At 41.7% G+C, this 24,247-nt stretch carries 20 protein-coding genes and 1 pseudogene; 10 read left to right on the top strand and 11 right to left on the bottom strand.

Going from position 1 to position 24,247, the window contains the following annotated elements:
* Positions 1-322: 322 nt before the first annotated feature.
* From deoC to ACM0OW_RS11430, 6 genes are all read left to right on the top strand, one after another.
* A complete protein-coding gene (deoC, locus tag ACM0OW_RS11455) occupies positions 323-994 on the top strand; it encodes a deoxyribose-phosphate aldolase (RefSeq protein ID WP_414550221.1) in 672 nt (223 codons plus the stop codon).
* A gap of 87 nt (positions 995-1,081) precedes the next feature.
* Positions 1,082-1,969: a DNA repair protein RecO gene (recO, locus tag ACM0OW_RS11450; RefSeq protein WP_414550219.1), complete on the top strand. Its 888-nt coding sequence runs from the start codon at positions 1,082-1,084 to the stop codon at positions 1,967-1,969.
* Positions 1,956-3,533: an MFS transporter gene (locus ACM0OW_RS11445; protein ID WP_414550331.1), complete on the top strand. Its 1,578-nt coding sequence runs from the start codon at positions 1,956-1,958 to the stop codon at positions 3,531-3,533. The genes recO and ACM0OW_RS11445 overlap by 14 nt, the downstream gene beginning before the upstream one ends.
* A gap of 351 nt (positions 3,534-3,884) precedes the next feature.
* Positions 3,885-5,030 (top strand): glycosyltransferase family 4 protein, encoded by a 1,146-nt coding sequence (locus ACM0OW_RS11440; RefSeq protein WP_414550217.1) that lies wholly within the window; start codon positions 3,885-3,887, stop codon positions 5,028-5,030.
* Between the two features lie 219 nt (positions 5,031-5,249).
* Complete coding sequence (locus ACM0OW_RS11435) at positions 5,250-6,218, top strand: orange carotenoid protein N-terminal domain-containing protein (RefSeq protein ID WP_414550215.1); 969 nt, start codon at positions 5,250-5,252, stop codon at positions 6,216-6,218.
* A gap of 249 nt (positions 6,219-6,467) precedes the next feature.
* Entirely contained in the window at positions 6,468-7,067 is a 600-nt protein-coding gene (locus ACM0OW_RS11430; protein ID WP_414550213.1) for a hypothetical protein, read from the top strand.
* 212 nt (positions 7,068-7,279) lie between these two features.
* Here ACM0OW_RS11430 and ACM0OW_RS11425 read toward each other — a convergent pair whose 3' ends face one another.
* The 7 genes and pseudogenes from ACM0OW_RS11425 to ACM0OW_RS11395 form a co-directional block, all read right to left on the bottom strand.
* Positions 7,280-8,044 (bottom strand): peptidase, encoded by a 765-nt coding sequence (locus ACM0OW_RS11425; RefSeq protein ID WP_414550212.1) that lies wholly within the window; start codon positions 8,042-8,044, stop codon positions 7,280-7,282.
* Between the two features lie 18 nt (positions 8,045-8,062).
* Positions 8,063-8,293: a preprotein translocase subunit SecG gene (secG, locus tag ACM0OW_RS11420; RefSeq protein WP_006199009.1), complete on the bottom strand. Its 231-nt coding sequence runs from the start codon at positions 8,291-8,293 to the stop codon at positions 8,063-8,065.
* 87 nt (positions 8,294-8,380) lie between these two features.
* Entirely contained in the window at positions 8,381-10,033 is a 1,653-nt protein-coding gene (gene gpmI, locus ACM0OW_RS11415; protein WP_414550210.1) for a 2,3-bisphosphoglycerate-independent phosphoglycerate mutase, read from the bottom strand.
* Positions 10,034-10,275: 242 nt separating this feature from the next.
* On the bottom strand, positions 10,276-11,970 hold the full coding sequence (locus ACM0OW_RS11410) for an ABC-F family ATP-binding cassette domain-containing protein (protein WP_414550208.1): 1,695 nt from the start codon (positions 11,968-11,970) through the stop codon (positions 10,276-10,278).
* A 181-nt stretch (positions 11,971-12,151) separates the two neighbouring features.
* Positions 12,152-12,487: pseudogene (locus ACM0OW_RS11405) on the bottom strand (DUF4351 domain-containing protein); the annotation flags it as partial.
* Between the two features lie 109 nt (positions 12,488-12,596).
* A complete protein-coding gene (locus tag ACM0OW_RS11400) occupies positions 12,597-12,836 on the bottom strand; it encodes a hypothetical protein (RefSeq protein WP_414550206.1) in 240 nt (79 codons plus the stop codon).
* A gap of 59 nt (positions 12,837-12,895) precedes the next feature.
* Positions 12,896-13,264 carry a hypothetical protein gene (locus ACM0OW_RS11395; RefSeq protein ID WP_414550204.1) on the bottom strand — a complete coding sequence of 123 codons (369 nt, stop codon included), beginning with the start codon at positions 13,262-13,264 and terminating at the stop codon, positions 12,896-12,898.
* A 487-nt stretch (positions 13,265-13,751) separates the two neighbouring features.
* Here ACM0OW_RS11395 and thrB point away from each other — a divergent pair, with 487 nt between their 5' ends.
* The 3 genes from thrB to ACM0OW_RS11380 all read left to right on the top strand — a co-directional run bounded on the left by thrB (position 13,752) and on the right by ACM0OW_RS11380 (position 17,054).
* Positions 13,752-14,669 carry a homoserine kinase gene (thrB, locus tag ACM0OW_RS11390; RefSeq protein WP_414550202.1) on the top strand — a complete coding sequence of 306 codons (918 nt, stop codon included), beginning with the start codon at positions 13,752-13,754 and terminating at the stop codon, positions 14,667-14,669.
* A 6-nt stretch (positions 14,670-14,675) separates the two neighbouring features.
* On the top strand, positions 14,676-15,188 hold the full coding sequence (locus ACM0OW_RS11385; protein WP_414550201.1) for a hypothetical protein: 513 nt from the start codon (positions 14,676-14,678) through the stop codon (positions 15,186-15,188).
* Between the two features lie 252 nt (positions 15,189-15,440).
* A complete protein-coding gene (locus tag ACM0OW_RS11380) occupies positions 15,441-17,054 on the top strand; it encodes an NAD(P)H-quinone oxidoreductase subunit 4 (RefSeq protein WP_414550199.1) in 1,614 nt (537 codons plus the stop codon).
* Between the two features lie 295 nt (positions 17,055-17,349).
* Here ACM0OW_RS11380 and ACM0OW_RS11375 read toward each other — a convergent pair whose 3' ends face one another.
* On the bottom strand, positions 17,350-18,576 hold the full coding sequence (locus ACM0OW_RS11375; RefSeq protein ID WP_414550197.1) for a response regulator: 1,227 nt from the start codon (positions 18,574-18,576) through the stop codon (positions 17,350-17,352).
* 445 nt (positions 18,577-19,021) lie between these two features.
* On the opposite strand from ACM0OW_RS11375, the gene ACM0OW_RS11370 reads away from it, so the two are divergent.
* A complete protein-coding gene (locus ACM0OW_RS11370) occupies positions 19,022-20,437 on the top strand; it encodes a hypothetical protein (RefSeq protein WP_414550196.1) in 1,416 nt (471 codons plus the stop codon).
* A gap of 118 nt (positions 20,438-20,555) precedes the next feature.
* Here the strand turns inward: ACM0OW_RS11370 and ACM0OW_RS11365 are convergent, their stop codons facing one another.
* The 3 genes from ACM0OW_RS11365 to bchL all read right to left on the bottom strand — a co-directional run bounded on the left by ACM0OW_RS11365 (position 20,556) and on the right by bchL (position 23,758).
* Positions 20,556-21,965, bottom strand: a complete 1,410-nt coding sequence (locus tag ACM0OW_RS11365) for a ferredoxin:protochlorophyllide reductase (ATP-dependent) subunit N (protein ID WP_414550194.1) — start codon at positions 21,963-21,965, stop codon at positions 20,556-20,558.
* Between the two features lie 142 nt (positions 21,966-22,107).
* Positions 22,108-22,863 (bottom strand): DUF5331 domain-containing protein, encoded by a 756-nt coding sequence (locus tag ACM0OW_RS11360; protein WP_414550192.1) that lies wholly within the window; start codon positions 22,861-22,863, stop codon positions 22,108-22,110.
* Between the two features lie 28 nt (positions 22,864-22,891).
* Positions 22,892-23,758, bottom strand: coding sequence for a ferredoxin:protochlorophyllide reductase (ATP-dependent) iron-sulfur ATP-binding protein (gene bchL, locus ACM0OW_RS11355; protein WP_089090513.1), 867 nt, complete (start codon positions 23,756-23,758; stop codon positions 22,892-22,894).
* Between the last annotated feature and the right edge of the window lie 489 nt (positions 23,759-24,247).

Below are 24,247 nucleotides of genomic sequence, written 5' to 3'. Positions count from 1 at the left end.
ATGGACTGCATCAATTGTCAAATGGGTTCTATAATTAACAACTGCCTTATGTCAAGTTTAATACTTAGGAATGCGGTTTGAATAAAATACAGAACCTCACCCCCAGCCCCTCTCCTTACTAAGGAGAGGAGGGAGTTTGACTTCCTGCGTCAATGGCGGGGTGTTGAATTGATCTTGCTGACAGATTTATAGGTTGGCAGAGAAAACCTCGTCAGCAGGTTATTTTCGGGATCAACCCAGAAGATATGTGTTTTAATATATGTATTAAGAAATGTCTTAATTTTTCATAAACTTTAATAATCAATTACTGGTAAAACACACGATGGCAGCAGACTATATTGATATTGCGCCATTTATCGATCATTCTCTGCTGATGCCAACGGCTACTCCAGAGCAGGTTGAGCAATGGTGTGCAGAAGCGGACAGGTTTAATTTTGCGGCGGTTTGTCTTCATCCCTCCTATGTGAAGCAAGCAGCAGAACTCCTCCACGGTAGAAAGCCTCAAGTTTGTGCGGTGATTGGCTTTCCTATGGGGGCGACAACTTCAGCCGTTAAGCTCTATGAAGCTCAGGAAGCTGCGGAAAATGGCGCGACTGAGCTAGATGTGGTAATCAATTTAGGTTGGTTAAAGGCGGGCAGAACTGAAGCTGTTCATCGCGAAATTGCGGAAATTTGTGAAGAAACTGGGCAAACTGTCAAGGCGATTTTGGAAACTAATCTACTGACTGATGCTGAAAAAAAGTTGGCTGCGGAAGTATGTATGGAAGCTGGGGCGGCTTTCTTAAAAACCAGTACAGGTTGGAATGGTGGTGCTACTTTGGCGGATGTGCGGCTGTTGAAGGAAATTACTAAAGACAGCTTGGGAATTAAAGCTTCTGGGGGTATTCGCACCTACAATGAAGCTATAGAGCTAATCCTAGCCGGTGCTACTAGATTAGGTACGTCTCGGAGTATTGATTTGCTCCACCAGCGCGATAACCTGAATAAAGAATAGTCATGATTTTCATGTCTTTTGTCGTGGGTTGTTTGTCCTCAAAGAATAGCCAATGACTAATGACTAATGACTAATAACTAATGACTAATGAGTAGAACCTATAAAGCCACTGGAATTAATCTCAAAGCCCAAGTGCTGGGAGAATCAGACAGGATAGTGACAATTTTGACACGAGAGTTCGGTTTGATTCAAGCAGTTGCACCAGGGGCGCGCAAGCAAAACTCTAGCCTTGGTGGTAGGAGTGGTATGTTTGTGGTCAATGAATTACTGATTGCAAAAGGGCGATCGCTCGATAGAATTACACAAGCACAAACTGTCAAAACCTATCCAGATTTGGCTAAAGATTTGGGCAAACTTGCTGCTGGTCAGTATTTAGCCGAAATAGTCCTGTGTCAGGCTTTGAGTGAACAACCCCAAGAGGAGCTGTATCAGTTACTCAATGAATATCTTAATCGATTGGAAGGATTGCCCAAAACTGATACATCTGGTATTTATGCTCACTTAGCTCATGGAGTGTTTCATTTTTTTGATCTAGCAGGGTTGTCACCTCAAGTACAAGTCTGTTGCTTAACTCAGAAAACTTTAAAGCCAGACTTTACCAACCCTAATTGGCGCGTGGGATTTAGTGTTACGGCTGGTGGTACAGTCTGTTTACAGGCTTGGGAAAATTTGCGTAAAGATAGAGATCAGCACCGTCTGAATCCATCAGCCCATGACCCAAACTTAGCTTACCAAACAGTTGTTCATCGCCAAGACATACCAGTAATTTCTTGTCGCTTGGATGCTACAGAACTATCTATGCTCCAAAATCTGTCACAACCAGAGATAATGCGAATGGATACTGCCAAAAATTATGGCTGGTTATCTGTTGAGAAGATTTTGCGCCAGTATGCTCAATATCATTTAGGTCGCCCAATTCTCTCTGCTACCTTGATTGACTCTTATTTTGCCCCTAACCATGATGCAACCGTCTGAATTGGATAGAAAAATCCTACCTTTATCACCAAACGCCAAAAAACAGAATAGGGCATCAGATCCTACAGTCAAGAATCACTTAAGTGCTGTTCCTAAGTCTACAAATAGCCCAGAACAGACACCAGATGTTTCGGAAAATGTGCAAAAAAATACATCGTCAAGCCCAAAAACTGAGGTTTTCCCAGAATCCGCAGCCGTCGTCAACGGTAATGGCCGCAGTTTGTCTGTAGCCAGTGCTTCAGAACCCGAATCACCACAATTAGATGAGTATGGTGTTGAAAATGGGGAACAGCAGGGGTTTTTGCCTGTATTAAAAAATCCCAATTTTCTTGCTCTCTGGGGTGGTCAAGTTTTCTGCCAAATCGCAGATAAAGTATATCTGGTGTTGATGATTGGCTTGATTAATACTCAGTTTCAAGGAACTGATCAAAGCATTAGCGGTTGGGTATCAGCTTTAATGATGGCTTTTACAATTCCGGCTGTATTGTTCGGTTCTGTGGCTGGTGTATTTGTGGATCGGTGGTCGAAAAAGACTGTACTAGTAACAACCAATGCTTGGCGCGGTGTTCTGGTTTTGTCAATTCCGTTTTTGCTGTGGTTAACTGATGGTTGGCAACCCATTGGTGGGATGTTACCTGTGGGTTTTGCGATTATTTTGGGGGTGACTTTTTTCGTCTCTACTCTGACTCAGTTTTTTGCCCCAGCTGAACAAACGGCAATTCCTTTGGTTGTGGAAGAACAGCATTTACTTTCGGCTAATTCTCTGTATACAACAACCATGATGGCTTCGGTGATTGTGGGCTTTGCCATTGGTGAACCACTGTTGGCGATCGCTGATACACTTTGGCTACAGATTGGTGGTAATGATGGCTTAGGTAAGGAACTTTTGGTAGGTGGTAGTTATGCGATCGCTGGATTCATTTTACTGCTATTGGCGACTAAAGAAAAACCCCACCACCCCGATACAGAATTCCCCCACGTCTTCTCAGACTTGCGCGATGGTTTCTCTTACCTCAAAGCTAATTCTCGTGTCCGCAATGCCTTACTACAACTGACTATTTTATTTTCTGTGTTTGCGGCTTTAACTGTTCTCGCTGTGCGGATGGCAGAAATCATTCCTAATTTAAAAGCATCTCAATTTGGCTTTTTACTGGCATTTGGTGGAATTGGGATGGCGGTTGGCGCGACAATTCTCGGTCAGTTTGGTCAGCGATTTTCCTATTCTGAACTGAGTCTGTGCGGTTGCTTAGGGATGGCAGGATGTCTAATTGGTCTGTCGATATTCACCACACAACTCTGGATTATACTGCTGTTAATAGCCTTTTTGGGTGTGTTTGGGTCGCTAGTTGGTATCCCGATGCAAACCGCTATTCAAACCGAAACCCCTCCAGAGATGCGGGGTAAGGTCTTTGGTCTGCAAAATAATGTAATTAATATTGCCTTAACTCTACCCTTAGCATTAGCAGGCGTTGCGGAAACCTTTGTCGGATTACAAGCTGTTTTCTTAGTATTAGCTGTGACTGTGTTCTCAGGAGGTATCTTAACTTTTTATAATTCTCATTAGTAGTGATCGGACTGAAAGGAGATATAATTCCATACATTCCTAGCAACAGCAGTTTCCTGAAAAATTGTGCTTTTGTGCTACACTAAATCCAAATAAAATCTATCCTAGACTTGCTGAGTATCAATTTGATTTAGCAAGAACAACTTTTTATTAAAATCTCGTTATTAACAACTCAATATTTATAGAGCAAATCCGGCAATCCACTGGTTTAATAGTAATAAAGCTTGGCTTCTTGACTGAAGTACTGTGGAGTTTTATGCAACCTAAACAGCCAAAAATTGCCACAGGATAAAAGACAAGCAACTAAAAAATTGATATATCAAACCCGATTTTCAAAATAGCTAACAAAGAATGCGTATAGCCTGGATTGGAAAGAAATCACCCTTTTGTGGTAACGTCACCTACAGTCGCGAAGTTACAAATGCCTTACACCGGGAACACGAAGTTAGTTTTCTCCACTTCGCCCAAGAAGAATCTGAACCTGACAATTGGCCAAATTTCCAAGAAGTTTCCCTACCTTTTATTTATAAATCCCAGGTTTACACAATTCCCAGTTTTAAAGCGACCAAAGTATTAACTGATTCGCTCAGGAAAATCCAGCCGGATATAGTCCATGCTTCTCTGAGTTTATCTCCCTTGGACTTTATGCTACCGGAAATCTGCGAGCAATTAAATTTGCCTCTGATTGCTACTTTTCACACAGCATTTGCGGGGAAGGGAGCAAAGTTCGTATCGGGAACACAGATGTTAGCTTATCAACTGTACGCTCCTTGTTTGGGGAATTACGATCGCGTAATTGTGTTTTCCCAAATTCAGCGCGAGTTATTAGCAAGTCTGGGTGTCAAGAAAAAGAAAATCGCTGTGATTCCCAATGGAGTTGATATTGACAAGTTTTCTCCGGGAGAGTCGAAAATCAAGGCGGAGTTCAAAGCGGAACGTTTGTTTGTTTATCAAGGTCGCATCGCCCCAGAAAAAAACGTAGAATCCCTTCTCCGGGCTTGGAAGCAATCACAAATGAGGACTGGGAGTAAGTTGCTGATTGTGGGTGATGGGCCTTTGAAGTCTTCTTTGGAACCATTTTATGGTTCGGAATCTGGCATTATTTGGTTGGGATTTGTGGCTGATGAACAGCGCCGGATAGAAATATTACGAGGGGCTGATGTATTTATTTTGCCTTCGTTGGTTGAGGGTTTGTCTTTGTCTTTGTTAGAAGCAATGTCTTGTGGAATAGCTTGTTTAGCTACAGATGTGGGTGCAGATGGAGAAGTTTTAGAGCAAGGTGCGGGTGTAGTATTGAAGACTAAGACGGCGCGATCGCAATTAAGAACCCTGTTACCATTATTTCAAGACCATCCTGAGTTAACTACCCTACTGGGACAAAAAGCTAGACAGCGTGTATTAGACCGCTATACCCTCAGTAAAAATATTACTCATTTAGAAGAATTATACAAAGAAGTTTTAGCACAGTGGCCTGTACCTCTGGGTCGCAGGGCGTAAAATATCATCGAGATTAATTCTCACTAACCAATTATTGATATAGTTCATCTAGGCGATCGCTTGTTAATCGCCTAGATTTATTGTGTTTTTTCCCTGTAATACTGTATGAGAGGCTACTTTTACAGGAGGATGTCAAGATTTAATTAAATAACTTTACAAACTTTAAGATTTATTTTACAATTTTTTACATAGCAGCTAAACCTCTGATTAATTTTGAATATGGCTTTAACTATTCAGTCCGCTCAGAATATCTTCTCTAATACTCAAGTTCCCAGCCCGATTCCCGCTACCATAGCGCTGTTCGACCAACTCGGCGTGGATGACCAATTGGCATATCTTTGGTACGCCTACACTGAAATGGGTAAGACCATTACTCCCGCCGCTCCTGGAGCCGCACGCTTGCAACTAGCAGAAAGTTTGCTCACCCAAATTAAGAAAATGTCTCCTGAAGAGCAAACCCAAGTAATGCGGGATCTTGCTAATCGTGCTGACGCTCCTATCAGCCGTTCTTATGGCTTTTTCAGTGTTAATACCAAGTTGGCTTTTTGGTACGAGTTGGGCGAATTGATGAAGCAGGGTGTAGTTGCTCCTATCCCCAGTGGTTATCAAATGAGTCCTGGTGTGCAGGTAGTGCTAGACGCAACGAAGAAACTTGATCCAGGTCAGCAAATTACAGTGCTACGGAACACTGTAGTAAATATGGGTTTTGATACCTCTGATTTGGGACCAAGTAGCTATCCCAAAGCCGTTGAGGAACCTGCATTTGCTCGTACTGCTCCATCTATCTCCTCAGTCAAAATTGATGGGGTTACAGAACCTGCTGTACTGAGCTATATTGAAGCGATGAATGCTGACGACTTTGATAAAGCTATTAGTCTGTTTACTGCTGAAGGTGCGCTACAACCACCATTCCAAAAACCAATTGTAGGGCATGAAGCGATCGCTAAATATATGCGCGAAGAAGCCCAAGGACTGAACATGATGCCAAAACAAGGTATCTGTGAAAATCAGCCTGATGGTTCTAAGCAACTTAAAATTACAGGTGTTGTCCAAACTCCTTGGTTCGGTGTAACTGTGGGTATGAACATTGCTTGGCGGTTCTTAATCAATCCCGAAGGCAAAATTTTCTTCGTAGCAATTGATATGCTGGCTTCTCCTGAAGAACTACTAAGTCTGCGTCGCGTTTAATCCCACAGGGTAGGCCTTGCCTATCCTAATACAATATTTCTCAAATTTGCCAGACATTGACCACATTTAAATATGCTTTTTCTAAAACCCTTATAGGGACATTCTATGAAATGTCCCTACTTTTTTTGTTGAAAACATCTAATATATTAAGCAGCATTAAAATATAAGCATTTAAAAATGATATTTATGGTTATAAAAAGGGAATATTAAGGTTAGAAATTTATTTTCTTTAATCTTACCCTTATTGATATGACGAAACCAAATATTGTGGAACCTGAAAAGCAAAAATCCAAAAAGTCTCGTTGGCCGGCATGGCTACCTTACCCTAGCTGTTGGCTAAAATCATTGGTTTTGATAATATTTCTCCGAGTGATTATATTTGTAGCTGAGATTTTAGTAAAAGTAGGCTACAATGTTTCTAATTTTACAAGTAGTCCAGAGATACTGGCTATATTCATAATAATAACTCTTCTCTGTCCAATTCCAATTATTGCCTTTAGCCATAACTTTTTGCATTTAATTTTCAGTCGTTTTATTCCGGAAATTCAAGCACCAGAAATAGGTATTGTAAAAGGATTAATCCCAAAATTAATGAGTTGGTGGGAAGGAATATATGCTTGGGTTGTAATTACTTTATCTACGCTGACAAGTTTTTTAGTTGGCACTATGGTTTTACCTTTATTTCAACTTAGTTATGCAACGGCTGTTGAAAGCTACACACCATTTCAACAGACAATAATAGTAATATTTGGTTTTATGTGGTTAATTCAAGGAGCGCTTATTTACCAAATTGACTACTTGGTTCGACATCGTTTAATATCTGTGTATTCCAGAAAAGAAAAAATATAAATACAATAATATTTTTGGCGTTACACTATAAGAGGTTGTTTGAAAAGTCTAATTTATTACAGCCCTGGCGACTAGAAGTCGCGGCTATACAAACAAAACCCGCCTGCGCGGGTTAAAAATCCCATTTCTTCATTAGTCCACGGAGGTGGACTTTGCCTGTGTAGTAGCGAATTATATTCGCCCAAAATTTTTCAAACATCCTCTAAAGCCAGCTACAAAAATTTGTTTACAAACCATCCCAAATTGGTAGGTTGTTCATAAACCCGCTTCAGAGTATTCACATCTCTGGGAGAAATAGGAGGAGGGTTGCGAACTTGGGAAAAGTATAAAGCATCAGTTGGTAAATCACTATGTCCCCAAATTCCTAAAGCATGACCGAGTTCGTGGCGGGAGGCTGCTTTGAGAAATACACCTGTTTGAGTAGGACTCAATAAAATGGTGAAGCGGTGGGATAAAATATTATTGCTATTGTATAACTGATAAGTGGCTTGTGCCGAACGCGCACGAGGAAAATTACCGCCACGGGAAAATTGCAAAGGTGGCGCTTTTCGCAAAATCGTAATATCAGCAATATCTGGTTGTTCCACTACCACCAAAGGTAAATAAGCACTCCACTCTTGCACAGTCTCTAAGACACTACTAAACCATGCTTGAGCCTGGCTATTATTCCCTGCTTGTGATATCTCTACGTATACTTTAACCGGAAATTGCGACCAGACTAAATAACCTACCTGTGTTTTTTCCACTTGGGAAAAGTAATCATCACTGTTTGTATGATCTTGCCATTGCGCCAGTGTAAGCGGTAGGGGATGGGATGATGGGGAAATTGAGGTGCTTGCTATAACAGCATTAGAAGACAGATTAGTAAAAATAACTAGCAGCCCTGCGCCAATTAATAAGGACAGAACTGCTAGTAACCGTCGTCTATTGAAACTTTTGCGGGTTTTAGGTTTTGGGTATTGATTTTTATTTCCCATTATCCTATGCCCTTATTTTTACTTAGGTAGCCAACCAGCACTCAAAACCACTGTTAAGCCCATAAAGATGACCGTCAGCGCCCAGGTAACTCGGTTTAAGGTGTCTTCTGCACTTTTGGTGCTGCTGAATAATTGGGTTTGTCCACCAATGGCAATACCATCACCTTTGGGGCTATGTAGCAGCACTAAAACAATTACACCAAAGGCTGAAACGGCCCACACAATTTGCACAATAGTCGTAGCTGTCATAATTAAGAATCTCTCTTATAACAAATTTCAAATTTGAATCAAAAGTCGAAAGCGAGGAGTGAAAAGACTCTTCACTCCTCAGCTATGTTACATTCCAGCTTTGACGGGAGTCCGAGTGCGTTCCACGTCATATCCGGCTGGTGTTAATAGCGATCGCCCTGTCATTTCTGACGGTTGCGGCAGCTGTAAAATCTCTAGTATGGTGGGTGCAATGTCGGCTAACTTGCCATCGCTGCGCAGTTCCACATTTGTACCATGTCCAGGGATTTTTACAGTCTCTCCTTCCACTAAAATAAAGGGGACGGGATTAGTCGTGTGAGCTGTCCAGGGATTACCTTCTTCATCTAGCATATACTCAGCGTTACCGTGGTCAGCAGTAATCATGGCTGTACCGCCGGCTTTGCTAATGCTGGTGAGTAATCTACCCAAACAGCGATCCACCGTTTCAATCGCTGTCACCGTGGCTTCTATTTGACCAGTATGCCCTACCATGTCTGGGTTAGCATAGTTAATCACTACTAAAGTATACACACCCTTTTTGATCGCTGCGATCGCCACATCTGTAACTGCTTCGGCTGACATCGTAGGGGCTTTGTCGTAAGTTGCTACCATTGGACTACTTACGAGTTCACGGTCTTCCCCAGGTAAAGGTTCCTCTAGTCCCCCATTAAAGAAATAGGTGACATGGGCGTATTTCTCCGTTTCAGCCGTGCGGAATTGCTGCAAACCATGATTAGCAATTACTTCACCTAAAATATTACTCAAATTTTGCGGTTCAAAAGCTACATCTACTGGTAGTTCTGAATCGTATTGAGTAAAACTAGCAAAAAACAACGGCTGAATTTGCTTTCTTTCAAAGCCTGTAAATTTAGGGCTGACAAAAGCTTGAGTCAACTGTCTAGCACGGTCTGGGCGGAAGTTGAAGAATATCACACCGTCCCCTGGTTCTATCGCGCCAGAGGCAATACGGACTGGATTGATAAACTCATCCTTCACACCTTCAGCATAAGATGCTTCCAGAATTTCCCCAGCCTGACGACCATCAACCGCAGTATCTTGTGTCATCACGTTGTATGCACGTTGCACCCGATCCCAACGGTGATCTCGATCCATCGCGTAGTAACGACCACTTAAGGTGACTATGCGACCAATGCCTTTCTCATCTATCTGATCCTGCAATAGCTGGATTGCTTTTATACCCTCAGTGGGGGCAGTATCACGACCATCAGTGATGGCGTGGATACACACTTGTGAAATTTCCTGTTCCTTGGCTAAGTCCAGTAGTCCGAAGAGATGGCTGAGATGAGAGTGTACCCCTCCCTCCGAACAAAGTCCCACCAGATGCAGCTTGCCATTCCCAGAGCGAACTTGCTGGCAAATTTTGACAAGTGCGGGGTTTTTGAGGATAGAACCATCTTCCACGGCATCCGAGATGCGTACCAATTCTTGAGGTACTACTCGCCCAGCGCCAATGTTCAAATGACCCACTTCCGAGTTGCCCATCTGACCTTCTGGCAACCCTACGGCTTTTCCTGATGTGCTGATGAGGGTGTGCGGGTAAGCTGTCCATAAGCTTTCCACAATGGGAGTTTTAGCAGCGACAATTGCGTTTCCTCGCTTCTCCTCGCAGTAGCCCCACCCGTCTAAAATGACTAGCACCACAGGCGCAACAGGTGCTTTGGTCATAGTAAAATTGCCCTTTACTTTTTGTAATATCCGAATGATACCACTGCTAATCATCAGCGCAAGTGAATTTATGCTGATTAGCTGATTTTATTTACATTCTTTTTCATAGTTAGTAGTGGCCTTATAAGGGACTTCCAAGAAATAAATTATCCAAATAAACGTAGACCGAAGGGCTTGCCGAAGGCTACCACAGAGACACAGAGAACACAGAGTTATGAGGGTTTGAGAGGTTTTTTGGGTTAGGTGATTTCGTATTTTTTTATTTGTAAGTCCCTAAGCCACTACTAGGCAGTTGATCATTTCCCTTTTCCAGAAGATTTGGCAGCTTTAGCAGCTTTCTTAGCGGCTTTTTCGGCGGCTATTGCAGCTAATTTAGCTTGTTCCTTTTCTTCGGCAATTTTATCCAGGTAGTAATGATAATCTCCTAAGTAGACACGAAATTCACCGTCGCGGATTTCGACGATTTTGTTAGCTACTTGGGAGATAAAATAACGGTCGTGGGAAACTACAATGGCAGTGCCATCATAGTTCTGTAACGATTCTTCCAACATTTCTTTAGCTGGAATATCTAAGTGGTTTGTCGGCTCATCTAAAATCAGCAGATTGGCTGGACGTAACAGCATTTTCGCCAATGCTAAACGAGCTTTTTCTCCTCCACTTAATGCACCGACTGACTTAAATGCTGTCTCACCTGTGAACAAAAACCGTCCCAAAAGTCTGCGGACTTCTTCGTTTGTCCAGTCGGGGACTTCATCATGGATGGTTTCCATGACTGTTTTCTTTAAATCTAAAGCTTCGGCTTGATTTTGCTCAAAGTAGCCGGGAAGCACATTATGATCGCCTAATTTGACAATGCCTTCTGTGGGTGGTTCCATACCCATAATCACGCGTAAAAGCGTAGATTTACCCGCACCATTGGGACCGAGAAAGGCAATGCGATCGCCTCTTTCAATTAATAAATTTGTGGCTAAGAATAAGATTTTATCATCATACACATGAGTTAAATCTTTAATTTCTACTACTTCTCTGCCACTACGGGGTGCAGGCGGAAAGCGGAAGTGCAGGGTTTTCATCCCCGCCACAGGTGCGTCAATGCGCTCGATTTTTTCTAATTGTTTTTCCCGGCTTTTCGCCTGGGTACTGCGAGTCGCACTGGCGCGAAATCGGTCTACAAATGTTTGCTGTTTCTCTAATTCTTTCTGCTGGCGTTCGTAGGCGCTGAGTTGGGCTAGTTGATTTTCAGCTTTTTGTGCTAAATATGCTGAATAGTTACCCAGGTAGCTCGTAGAAACACCACGTTCAGTTTCTACAATGTTGGTGCAGAGGCGGTCAAGAAACTCCCGGTCATGGGAAACTATCACCATTGGAGTATTGAGATTTTTGAGGTAATTCTCAAGCCACTCAATAGTTTCTAAGTCTAAATGGTTTGTCGGTTCGTCCAGTAGTAATAAGTCGGGTTTTTGCAGCAGAATTTTACCTAAACTCATCCGCATTTGCCAACCACCGGAGAAAGCACTGACGAGGCGATCGCCATCTTCGGAATCAAACCCCATTTCTGGTAAGATTTTCCCGATGCGTGCGTCTAAGTTATAGCCATCAAGGGCCTCAAACTGACGCTGTAAGCGATCTAGTTTATCAATCAGTTTATCCAGTTCTTCTGGAGTAGCCGTTTCCATATCGCGCTGTACTTGCGCCAGCGACATTTGTACTTGGTTGGCTTCTTCAAAGACGATCCAAAATTCTTCTCTAACTGTGCGGCCGGGATCTACTTCAAACTCTTGGTTGAGGTAGGCTATGTGCAAACTTGTGGGACGAATGATTTCGCCGGCGGTGGGTTCAATTTCCCCAGTGATAATTTTTAGCTGGGTGGATTTTCCCGCACCGTTGACACCGACTAAGCCAATGCGCTCACCTGGTTTGACTTCCCAGTTGATATCTTTGAGAACCTCGCCTGTAGGATAAATTTTACTGATATGTTCTAGTCGCAGCATCAAGTTTCTCTCAGGTAGGGTATGGGTAGTTAAGGACGAAGTACTAACACCGTCTCCAATATTAACAAAAATTAACTCAAGTTTATGCTTTTGGGAAACCCAACTTTACCCCATATTTGGTTTGCTGCGTTGGGTTGCGCTGCGCTTAACCCAACCTACTTCTAGAGTTTGAAAACACGCCCTAGCCTAACCACGACTGCAAATCAGCCATACTGGTAAAATCGAGCAACGCTTCGCCCAGATTTTCTAATTGTTCTAAAGAGAGAGTTTCAACACGCTGGCGCACATCTTGAGGTAATTCTCCCACTCGTCGAGTTAGTTGACGCAGGATAAGCGATCTTTCTCTTTGTAATCCTTCTTCTCGACCTTCTTCCTTGATTTCCCTGTAAACTCGCGTTTCTTTGAGTGTTATTCCTAGCATCGCTTCAACCTCTCTGCGGCTTAATTTTTCAAACTTGTAAACCATGATTGTGGTAACTAATTCAATTATGGCGCTACCTGCGGTTTCTCCTTCCTCGCAAGCGGAAGGGATCGCTCAGATTGAGAACTTCTAGCTATCTTTCCGCAAAAAAACAGAGCATTGATAGTCTATCTTGAATAAAGATACTATCAATGCCAAAATCTTCTCAAGATGCCCAGCAAGTTTTTTCAGGAAACAATCCTTTTTTCCAGTGTTGCCTAACCTTTACCGCTGCCCCTTGGAAAAATGTCTGCGCGTTGTCAGCAGGTGTTTTTTGGATTTCTTGAACTTCTCCACTTAATTTATCTAGCCACAAAGATCCTAAATGATCTTCATTTGGACCGAAGCGGTAAGTAACGCCGTTTTCATCCTCCCTTTCTTTTAAAATCAATACGTAAAAAGCCATAATAGATGATGTGTTCTGTAGTGGTTATTTACCTTATTTGTAACTCATTTGAGTTACCTTTATGTTAATGGTGGACTCCATATGCGACCAGAAAGTTCAGTTGCTTCATGAGCAGTACGATAGTTGGTATGGAATATACTCTCAAACCTTGACTCAAAATACTCATGATCGAGTAAGCGTAAATCTTCTTGGTTAAAATTACCTTGTTGTAACCTCATCCAACTATCAGCTATATCTGGGGAAGGGTCAAAGCAATCAAATCTGTCATCCAATTCATGCTGAATATAGAACAGGTGATCTTTTATTCGTTTAATACGAAACTCATCCCAACCCGTATTCTTTGCTATTTGCGCTACATCATCAGAATTGCACCGAATAGCATTATATGCTTCAGGAGCATATTGCTCCCAGCGTTGTAAATAATTCATTTTTATATAGAAAGTTAATAGATTAATTAAATATATGTAGCTAATATAACATACAAATAATAGATATCTATTTGATAAAATATAAAAAAATTATTAAATAACTAGGGCTTACGCATTGACAATAAATACCAAATATGTGTAACACTAAAAAGCACATATTGCGTAGGGGTTTAGCATTGCTAAACCCCTACAACACGGGTATATTTACTATCAACATAATCATTTTTCAAAGCCGGAAATTGGCTATTTTGGTAACTGCATACCATGATGAATTTGTACAATGCGTAAGTCCTAATAACTTTGAACTTGCTCAATTGTGTGAGGTATGCGGAGTTTGGGAAGGTTGCTTTAGCCTTTTGTAAACCTGCTACTAAACGCTCACTCATATACGACTTTTGCAAACCATACCTAGCCGCAATTAGCAAGACTCTTGAGCAAATCAACCCTTTACATGAGATGCTGGTTGATGATTGGAGAGTATTTGCAGATGTCTGTTATTTCTAGTATCACTGTTACCGTTCCTGCCACTACAGCTAACTTGGGGCCTGGTTTTGACTGTATCGGTGCAGCTTTAACGCTGTACAACAAGTTTAAATTCACTCGTCTCGATGAGGGTGGATTAATTATTGATGTCACAGGTGCAGAAGCTGAACGGGTGCAAACCGATGAAAGTAATCTGCTCTATCAGGCTTTTGTCAAGTTATATCAATATATAGGACAGACACCGCCATCGGTAAAAATGGAAATTCAGCTTGGTGTACCCTTAGCCAGAGGTTTGGGTAGTTCAGCTACAGCCATTGTCGGCGGGTTAGTGGGTGCTAATCAATTAGCGGGTGCGCCTTTGACTCAATTACAGGTGATGGAATTAGCGATCGCAATGGAAGGACATCCTGATAATGTAGTTCCAGCCCTATTGGGGGGATGTCGTCTGGCTGCTACCAGTGCCGAGAATTGGTCAATTTGTGATATTCCCTGGAATGAAAATATTGTCCCAGTGCTAGCTATTCCTGATTTTGAGCTTTCCACCAGTGAAGCACGACAAGTTTTACCTACTCAAGTGAGTCGTGCAGATGCAATATTCAACACAGCACATTTGGGGTTATTATTGCGCGGTTTGCAAACAGGTAAGGGAGAATGGTTAAGCACAGCTTTACAAGATAGATTGCATCAACCATATCGCCAAGCTTTGATTCCTGGTTACGATGCTGTAAATGCAGCTGCAATCAAAGCTGGTGCTTATGGCATGGTAATTAGTGGTGCAGGTCCGACACTGTTAGCTTTAGTAGATCAGTTACATTCCCAGGCTGTAGAAGCGGCGATGTTATCAGCTTGGCAAGAAACCGGAATTACAGCCATAGTGCGATCGCTTTCTCTGGATACCCAAGGTGCAAGCTACCAAGGATAAACCGTAATGATTAACCAAATTCATACAGACATCACCACCCTCAACTCAGAAATTCAGGCACTCCAGCAAGAACGGGCGACGCTGACTATTAATAATGTCTTATCTGGCAAGAATGATTCACCTTCAGCAATGGTGGAAGCTTGTCGCCGCCAAGCCAGAGAAAATGCCCAATTGTCTGTAGAACTCAAAGGCATCGACGATGCGATCGCTGCGCTGGAAATACAGCGACAATACAAACAAGCTGAATTAGAACATTGGCAAAAACAATCCCAGCAGCTTACCCAAGAGCAAGAATTAGAACAAGCCAGAGAAGTAGCTCAGGTTCATGCCGAACGCATTAATCAACTCGCGGCGGAACTATCCACAGAAATCCGTCTGCTGAAATCTTGTGCTGATTATTTGAGTCCCATGTATTGGCACGTCTACTACAAGCCCTTTATTACTGGGTTTAAGACCATATCAGTGCCTTATGTGCGCTCAGATGGGGAAGTCTGGTCAATTGTGAATCGAATTGTCTGAAATTGTTCGTATCTGTCCAAAATGTTAAATATCATAACTTGAATTGGTGACTTTGGTCACTTTTTTTATATATATTTTTGTATTGACGTTGCAAAAGTTTACATATAGAATGGTTTTGACAGGAATTGGTAAGTATTTATTCCTAAAATTTACTCAAAAAGTCAAGATTAGGGATAAATAACAGTTACAAAACTACATATTCCTTAATATAATCAAATCATAACCAAAAAGGTAAATTGATTGTCAGAACTAATGAATGCTATTGAATTTCCCTGGCTGACAGCCATAATTTTATTGCCTCTGGTGGCTGCCTTAGCCATCCCTTTAATCCCAGATAAAGAAGGCAAAACCGTTCGCTGGTATGGTTTGGGAGTGGCGATCGCCGATTTTGCCCTGATAATTTCTGCCTTTTGGTATAGCTACGACTTCCAAAACCCCACACTGCAACTCGTAGAAAACTATGCTTGGGTTCCACAGTTAGGTTTAAACTGGTCTGTTGGTGTTGATGGTTTATCAATGCCCTTACTCTTATTAACCGGCTTAATTAACACACTGGCAATCTTCGCGGCTTGGAAAGTAACCAATAAGCCGCGATTGTTTTATGCCTTGATGTTGGTGATGTACAGCGCCCAGATTGGCGTATTTGTCGCCCAAGACTTGCTATTATTCTTCTTAATGTGGGAAATCGAGCTAGTACCTGTGTACCTGCTAATTTCCATCTGGGGAGGACAAAACCGCCGTTACGCAGCGACTAAATTTATTCTCTATACAGCCGCAGCCTCAATATTTATCTTGGTAGCTGGTTTTGCAATGGCATTCTCAGGAGATACCGTCACATTCGACATGGCGACTCTGGGAATGAAGCAATACCCCAAAGCCTTAGAATTATTAACTTATGCAGGATTCTTAATCGCCTTCGGTGTGAAGATGCCCATATTCCCCTTACACACTTGGCTACCTGATGCCCACGGAGAAGCATCTGCACCTGGTTCCATGATTTTGGCTGGTGTATTGTTAAAAATGGGTGGTTATGCACTCATCCGCTTCAACGTTGAAATGTTGCCTAATGCCCATGTTTACTTTGCCCCAGTTTTAGCAGTTTTAGGTGTAGTAAATATTGTCTACGGTGCTTGCTGCGCCTTTGCCCAAACAAATCTTAAACGCCGCTTGGCTTACTCTTCAATTGCCCACATGGGATTTGTCTTAATCGGCATTGCCTCTTATACAGAGATTGGGATTAGCGGTGCTGTATTACAGATGGTTTCCCACGGTTTGATTGCCGCTAGCTTGTTCTTCTTATCTGGTGTAACTTACGAACGTACCCACACCTTGATCATGGACAAAATGGGCGGTATGGCTAAGGTAATGCCCAGAACCTTCGCAGTATTTACAATTGGTGCAATGGCTTCTCTAGCTTTACCTGGAATGAGTGGCTTTGTGGGTGAGTTGATGGTGTTCCTCGGTATCGCCTCCAGCGATGTTTACAGTTCCAGCTTCAAAATTGTAGTCATCGTGTTGTCAGCGGTTGGCGTGATTTTAACTCCAATTTACTTACTATCAATGCTGCGCCAAGTGTTCTACGGTGAACAAAACGCAGAATTACCTTTAGATGCTGTAATCTCTGACATCAAACCCCGTGAATTGTTTATCACCGCTTGTTTGATAATTCCCATCATCGGTATTGGTTTCTATCCCAAATTAGTTACGCAGACTTACGATGTCAAGGCAGTCGAATTAGCAGCCCATGCGCGTCAAGTTCTACCAGTTTTCGCCCGTCAGCAACCCGCAAGTCTTTACTCGACTATCTTCACTGCACCAACCTTAGCTTCATCTCAAGTTGATACTTTAGTGAATATCTCAGAGTAAATAAAATACCAATCAGGGATTTGCAACTAAATTCTAAATATGAGGGGAATATAGGGGTGGTTATAAAACCACCCTTTCAATTTTTGGCTTTCCTGAAACTAAGTATGAATTTATATAGGACTACTATTTGATTATTGTTGGCGTAGCCTGCGCTTTGCGCTTACAAACACGTTGTGGACTGACAAGCAATAGTGCATTAGACGTAGGTTGGGTTAAGCGCAGCGCAACCCAAAGCTACCAATGATGTTGGGTTTCCTTACGTCAACCCAACCTACAATTTTTGCAACATTTTAAATTAATTATTCCAAATCATAGTCGGATTATTTACGCCATGCTGTACTAGTTTCTTCTTGATTTGATGTTGAGTCTGTACGGGTAAATATTTTCGTACTACCGCCATGATTTTATCTGCTGCTACGGGTTTAGACATAAAGTCTGTTGCACCGACCACCTTAGCTCGGACTCGATCTAAAAGACCATCGTTTCCCGTTAAAATAACTATAGGTGTGTTGCTAAAAGCTGAAATTCGGCGCAACTGAGTACAAATTTCATAACCATTAGCAATAGGCATCATCAAATCTAAGAAAATCAGGTCTGGCTTATTTTGAATCAAGATTGGTAAAGTTTCTATAGCATCTTGAATTTTGATAAATCTCAGACCATTTGAGACGATAATTTCCTCTACCATATTACAAATTTGAGGACTATCATCTACGCAAGCTATCAATGGCGCTGTTGATGTTCTCGCTTGGTTAGAAACAGAATTGTTTTTGGCTGCTATCAATGAGAAAGGCAAATCCGGTACTTCTACCAGTTCAATAATCCCTGTGTGAATATAGGGAAGCAATGAACGAGTTAGAGGAAAAATACTCTGTTTTACTTTTGCTGCTAAATCTCGCAGAGTGTATTTACCGTTAAGCAAATTTACAAACTTTTTGTAAACAGATTCACTGACATGGTGCGCGAGTTCTTCTGGTTTCCGCAAAACTGGCGCTAAGTTGGGAGAAAAATTAGCCAAACCAGCATCTGACCAAATTTTACACGCGTCTTGCATCTGTGTGATAAAGACATTTGCACTTGTAAAACTCACTGGTGTTTCTATGATAAATTCCTGGTTGCGATCGCAACTTGCAGAAACAAAATTTGTTTGTTGAGCTAAATCAAACAGAAGTTCTGCTATTGTGTTTTCTATAATAGCGTGGATTTGTTCTCGCTTTATTTGTTGTTTTTTATACAAAACTTCCAGTATGCGATAGTCCCAGTCATTTATTTCTAGGTCTTCTCTACGTAAATTTAACTTATCTAGATCAATTTGTGGGCAGTATTGAGCCATATTGCGCCGCCAGCGCCGGAAAGGATGACTTCCTCCGTTAGCCCAAACTATCCGTCCTAGACGATAGAAAAAAGTCCACTGATATCCCTTGGTACTTCTAAAGTTTAAACAGCCATTGTATTGCAGTTGAGTACAAGTTTTCAACTCATCAAGTATATGATTCGATATCATCAGTTCTGGGTAGGTCATACGTAGTTTGTTCCTGTAATCAACAAATCATCCCGCCAAACCCTCAAACTAGCTATATAGCTGTTGCTAAATACTCAAAAATGGTCATTTATCGTTGAGAAGTAGAGGGAGTGTAAAAACTTATATTAACTATTGTAAACAATTAATAGATTTAATCATAACCGTATAAATACTTATCTGATTTTAAAGATATAGATAATTATAGGACTTAGATGTAAGTATAATAGCAAAATACTGAGTGGGGAGAGTGCTGAGTAGAAACCAAGTAGAGGGGTATACGCCACTATCACTCTTTTTAACGAACCACAGAGGCGCTGAGAACACAGAGAAATCCGGGTTTAGTAGAGATATTAGAACTTTAATTGGGAATACTGATTAAAGCGCGAGTATTTGCAGCTTTTCACGGGACATCGCGCTGCTGAGGGTTTACCAAAGAATAAAAATTATGAGTTTAGCACTTACAGTAACTTTTGCGCTTGCAGATTGGATTGCGAAAGGCTTGGCGGATGGAACTTTTGAAAGAGTCGGCGGTGTAATTCGAGAAGTAGGCAACAAACAAGTTGTCACCTGGTTACGTGAATATGGATTAAATAGTTCACCAGTACTAACGCCAAGTGGTTCGCCTCAAAATTTACTAAACCTTGTAGTCTCAGGGGCAAATCTTCTGACTTCAGGAGCTAATACTGCTGTGACTACACAAGGATTTGCTGATGTCAACCAGCGTTTGGGAGGAGTGGAACAAGCAAGTTTGGGAAATATCGCTCTCTCAGGTGCTGGCTTGGTAGCATCAGTTGCTAATGCAGCTATTTCAGGAAAAGGATTAGCTGATGTTAATGGGCGTTTAGGTAGTATGGAAACTCAAATAGGGGAAATTGGACAAAATATACTGCGAAATCAAGGAATTTTGCAGATAACTACTGCTGCTAGTGTACTTAATCTTGGTGTCTCAGTGATGGGTTTTGCCGTCATTGCACAACGCCTCCAGGAAATAGAACAACAACTAAAACAAGCACAAGAACTGTTAAACAAAATTAACCGCAAAATTGATTTGAGTTTCTATGCTAACTTCCATGCTGGAATCGAATTGGCAATTAATGCCTTCACTATGACTAAACCTGAAAATCGTAGAAGTAGCGCCCTACAGGCTATTAACCGATTTTTAGAAGCAGAACATATTTACAAAGATTTGACAGTTAATGAATTTTCCCAGAAAAGCCAAATGATTGACAAATATATACTGACGTTATGTTTAGCGTATATTGCAGAAGCACGTTGTCATTTAGAACTAGAAGAACATGAAACAGCAATTCGTCGTTTTCAGGAAGGGTCAAAATTTATTAGATTGCTGCTCAATAAATATATTGAAATCATGCTTACTTCTAATCCGGCAGCATATTTACATCCTCAGTTTAAAGGTCAGATTGATTTGCGTAAACTAACCAAGATTTACCAATGGATTGATCCAAATTTCAATGAAAATACAGTTTTCGAGATGCACCGAGAGAATATATTAAAATTGGCTCAAAATCATGATGAGTGGCTCTCATCCCTTCCATCAGCAATTGTAGATCGTAGTGAAATTAAATGGGGATTATTTGGAGGTAATCCAACTCCATTAACAGGGAGATTTGAAAAAGAAGCTTACAAACGTCTTCCCCAAGTGTTTGAAGTAATGGAATCGATGATTGAAACCAATCACCGATTTGAATCTTACCAGACAGAAATACAAGCCGTATCCCAACTAGGAATCAGCTTCCATGACTGGCTGAAATTAACACCGTCTACAGAAATTAAACCAGACGGTGCAGAATTAATGTACATTATTCCCTCTCAACCCCTAAACTTACAATCTGCTATTTGAATTAATTTCCCTCTCTTCCTCCGTGTCCTCTGCGCCTCTGCGGTTCGTTAAAAAAAGGCGAACAAATGTTCGCCTAATCATCATCCTGTTATGGTGTTAATCGATTCAAACCCAAACTTTAAATCTTCGCTTCTTCCTTCACCAACTTATCCCAACCCATATCCTGCAAATTAGTATTGCGACGTAACGGACGAGTTACCAATTCCAGAATGTCACGGGTATTAGTAAAACCGTGAATTTGAGCAAAAGTGAACTCCACAGACCACTTAGTATTAATCCCTCTAGCTTCCAAAGGATTAGCGTGAGCCATACCAGTAATTACCAAATCTGGCTTAGATTCATAAATCCGTTGCAATTGATTGTAATTATCCGGCTTTTCCACAATTCTGGGCAAAGGTACACCCATCTCGTGACAAGTCTTTTCTAACAGCGCCAACTCAGCAGCTTGATAGCGCTTATCCATGTAGGGAATACCGATTTCTTGCACTGTCATTCCACAGCGTACCAAGAACCGCGCTTGGGAAATTTCCAGTAAGTTATCACCCATGAAGAACACAGACTTACCGCGAATCAGTTTCACGTAATCTTCCACGTTTTCCCAAATTTGGGCTTCGCGCTCATCCAAACCTTTAGGTGTAATACCAAACACAGAGCAGATTTTCTCCACCCAGGCGCGAGTTCCATCAGGGCCAATGGGGAAAGGTGCGCCAATCAGTTTACACTTGCGGCGACGCATTAAAGTAGTCGCAGTCCGGCTGAGAAAGGGGTTGACACCAGCGACATAATACCCTTCTTCAATTACTGGCAATTCAGTGAAGCGCTTTGCAGGTAGCCAGCCAGAAACTCTAATTCCTTGTTTCTTCAGTTCCAAGGTTAACTGAGTCACTACAGGATCAGGAAGAGAACCGAAGAGAACTAAAGGTGGATGATCTACATACTCAGATTCATCTTGAATCACTTCTTCTTTCTTCTTACCGAAATTTAGCAGCTTTTGAATAGCATTGCGATCGCCCTTTTCCGTTTCCGTTTCCGCCGCAGGAGCCTTAGTAGGACAACGATGAGCCATTGCCGCCAAAACAGTATCTTCCCCCTGTGTAAAGGCGTAATCTAGACCATTTGCACGGGCAACAACAATAGGAATACCAATATCTGATTCTAGCTTCGGTGCTAAACCTTCCAAATCAGTTTTAATAATTTCTGTGGTGCAAGTACCAATCCAGACAATAACACTAGGGTTGCGATCGCGCTTAATTTGCAAACACAACCGCTTTAACTCTTCATAATCATTCAACTGTGCCGAAATATCACCCTCTTCCAACTCTGCCATTGCATAGCGAGGTTCAGCAAAAATCATGACCCCCATCGCGTTTTGTAGGAAATACCCACAAGTCTTAGTACCAATTACCAAAAAGAAGCTATCTTCGATTTTTTGGTACAACCACGCCACGCAGCTGATGGGGCAGAAGGTGTGGTAATTACCAGTTTCGCACTCAAAGTTTAAAGCTTCTGGTTGTTGAGCGATCGTCATTTTAATTTTTCTCCCCTTGAGATTTAATGGCAGATGAATATAGGGCAGGCATTAGGGAGATATCAAGTTTCCCCCTGAATACCTTAGTTTGTGGCACATAAGACCAGTTAACAGTCCCTATATTCAACAGGAACGGCAATAATTAAGCGTTGGGGAAGAGACGGGCAATCTCTGATTCATCAAAAACTCCTGATGGCAGTTCTTCCCCTAATAAATCGTTATTTTCTTCACTGTTTTCTTCACTGTTGTGCAGTGCTGTTTCATCGCCCCAGACATCTGACAACACGTCTTTAAAAGCGTTCTCGTCTGGTGTATTCAGTTCCTCCAGCATTTCGTCATCCAGCGTTTCTTCAGACGCAGTGGGTGCATCGAAGGAAATCTCGCCAAAATCATCTGCTTCTGTACTGAGTGCCAGTGTTTCATTGAACTCATCACCCAGTTCATTTTCCCTTGACTGGGATTCGTCCATTACTAGATTTTGCAGGTCAGAATCCATCTCAAAACCATTTGTATAAGACATGGCCAGAGTTTCATCGTCAGTATTTTCCTCTACGGTAACATCTGACTCGTATTCATTGATATCTTCTGACTCTTCTATTTCGACTGGAGGAATGAAACGATTACCGAGAGCAATGTCTGGGTCAAAATGCAAATCCAGCACTTCAATCAGAGTATCAGCGTCAGGATTAAGCCGGGAAAAGGGCATCATTAACTGTGCCAGTTTTGGTTCCAGCGCGTTGACAACGCCCAGGATGAGGTATGAAGGTGGGCGTTTTCCACCATCAGGAGTGTAAACCGACTCTGCTTTCATGTGCAGAGTAATCCATTCATGGTTGGCCTGAAAGAATTGCAACCACTTCTGTCTGATTGAATCCGTAAAGCTATCAAAGAAAGCCATATTTTTCCTCATCCTGATATTGATGTTGTTATACAATCATCAAGTCTAGTGCTTCTTCTGCATTAGGAACCTGGGGTTTACCCGGATTTAGATAAAAATCAGACAACAAGGAGAACAATTCACGGTCTGGAGTATCATTTGGTACAACGCCTTCTGGACGCGCCAGAATTTGGTCAGCGATATTGAGATAATAATCGCAAACGTAGTTCAGAGAAGGGTCGTGTTCTGCCATTTCAAACAAAGTTTTACCTTTGACGCGAGACACACGGATATCTTCAATTAAAGGTAAGACTTCCAACACTGGCATAGGAACAGTTTCTATATATTTATCTATCAAGTCCCGCTTGGAGGTGCGGTTGCCAATTAAACCAGCTAAACGCAGTGGGTGAGTTCGGGCTTTTTCCCGTACTGAAGCCGCAATCCGATTGGCAGCAAACAGGGCATCAAAGCCATTGTCAGTCACAATCATGCAGTAATCAGCATAGTTGAGTGGAGCTGCAAAACCACCACAAACAACGTCACCTAGTACATCAAACAAAATCACATCGTACTCATCAAAAGCGTTGAGTTCTTTCAGTAATTTTACGGTTTCGCCAACTACGTAACCTCCACAGCCTGCGCCCGCAGGTGGTCCACCTGCTTCTACACAATCTACACCGCCATAGCCTTTATAAATAACATCTTCTGGCCAAACGTCTTCGTAGTGGTAGTCCTTTTCTTGGAGAGTATCAATAATTGTGGGAATCAAAAACCCGGTGAGAGTAAATGTGCTGTCGTGTTTGGGGTCACAACCAATTTGCAGAACTTTCTTGCCGCGTTTGGCTAGGGCGACGGATATATTACAGCTAGTTGTGGATTTACCAATACCACCTTTTCCGTAAACTGCTAGTTTCACTGTTGTTTGCCTCTTATAATTTTCTGTCAAACTCGTGGTTCAAGCTTTTGCCTTCACCTAGCCGCACATAGCGATGTCTGATCTGTGTGATTGTCATTATTGTCGAAATTACACAGAAAGGAAAGGGGGTTTAAATATGAAAAACGCCAAAATTCGCTTTCTTAATAATTTAAAAAGATTATGGTTAATTTTTTGGCCACAAAATACTATTAAACAGCCTAAAAAAGCAATTTATTAAGTTTTTTGTTTAATATTTTTATAAAATAGTTACAAAAGACAAAATAACTCTATGTACTTTTGTATATAGATTTCATTGATTCAAACTACCTTTAAATAGGCTGATAACCAGCAAAATGGGCTGAGTGGGAAAGTTAAAGACCGATATTCGCCATTCAGTCCTGAAAATACCACTGAAAATTTCCATAGCAGGTATATTGGCAAAGCCAAGTCACTGCTAAGACTCTCTAAGTTGTACTTTTTGACCGTTGC

This window comes from Anabaena sp. CCY 0017, assembly GCF_963920885.1.
Taxonomy (GTDB): domain Bacteria; phylum Cyanobacteriota; class Cyanobacteriia; order Cyanobacteriales; family Nostocaceae; genus Nodularia.
Note: the sequence above shows the minus strand (reverse complement) of the source record. Positions and strands in the feature narration are given on the sequence as shown.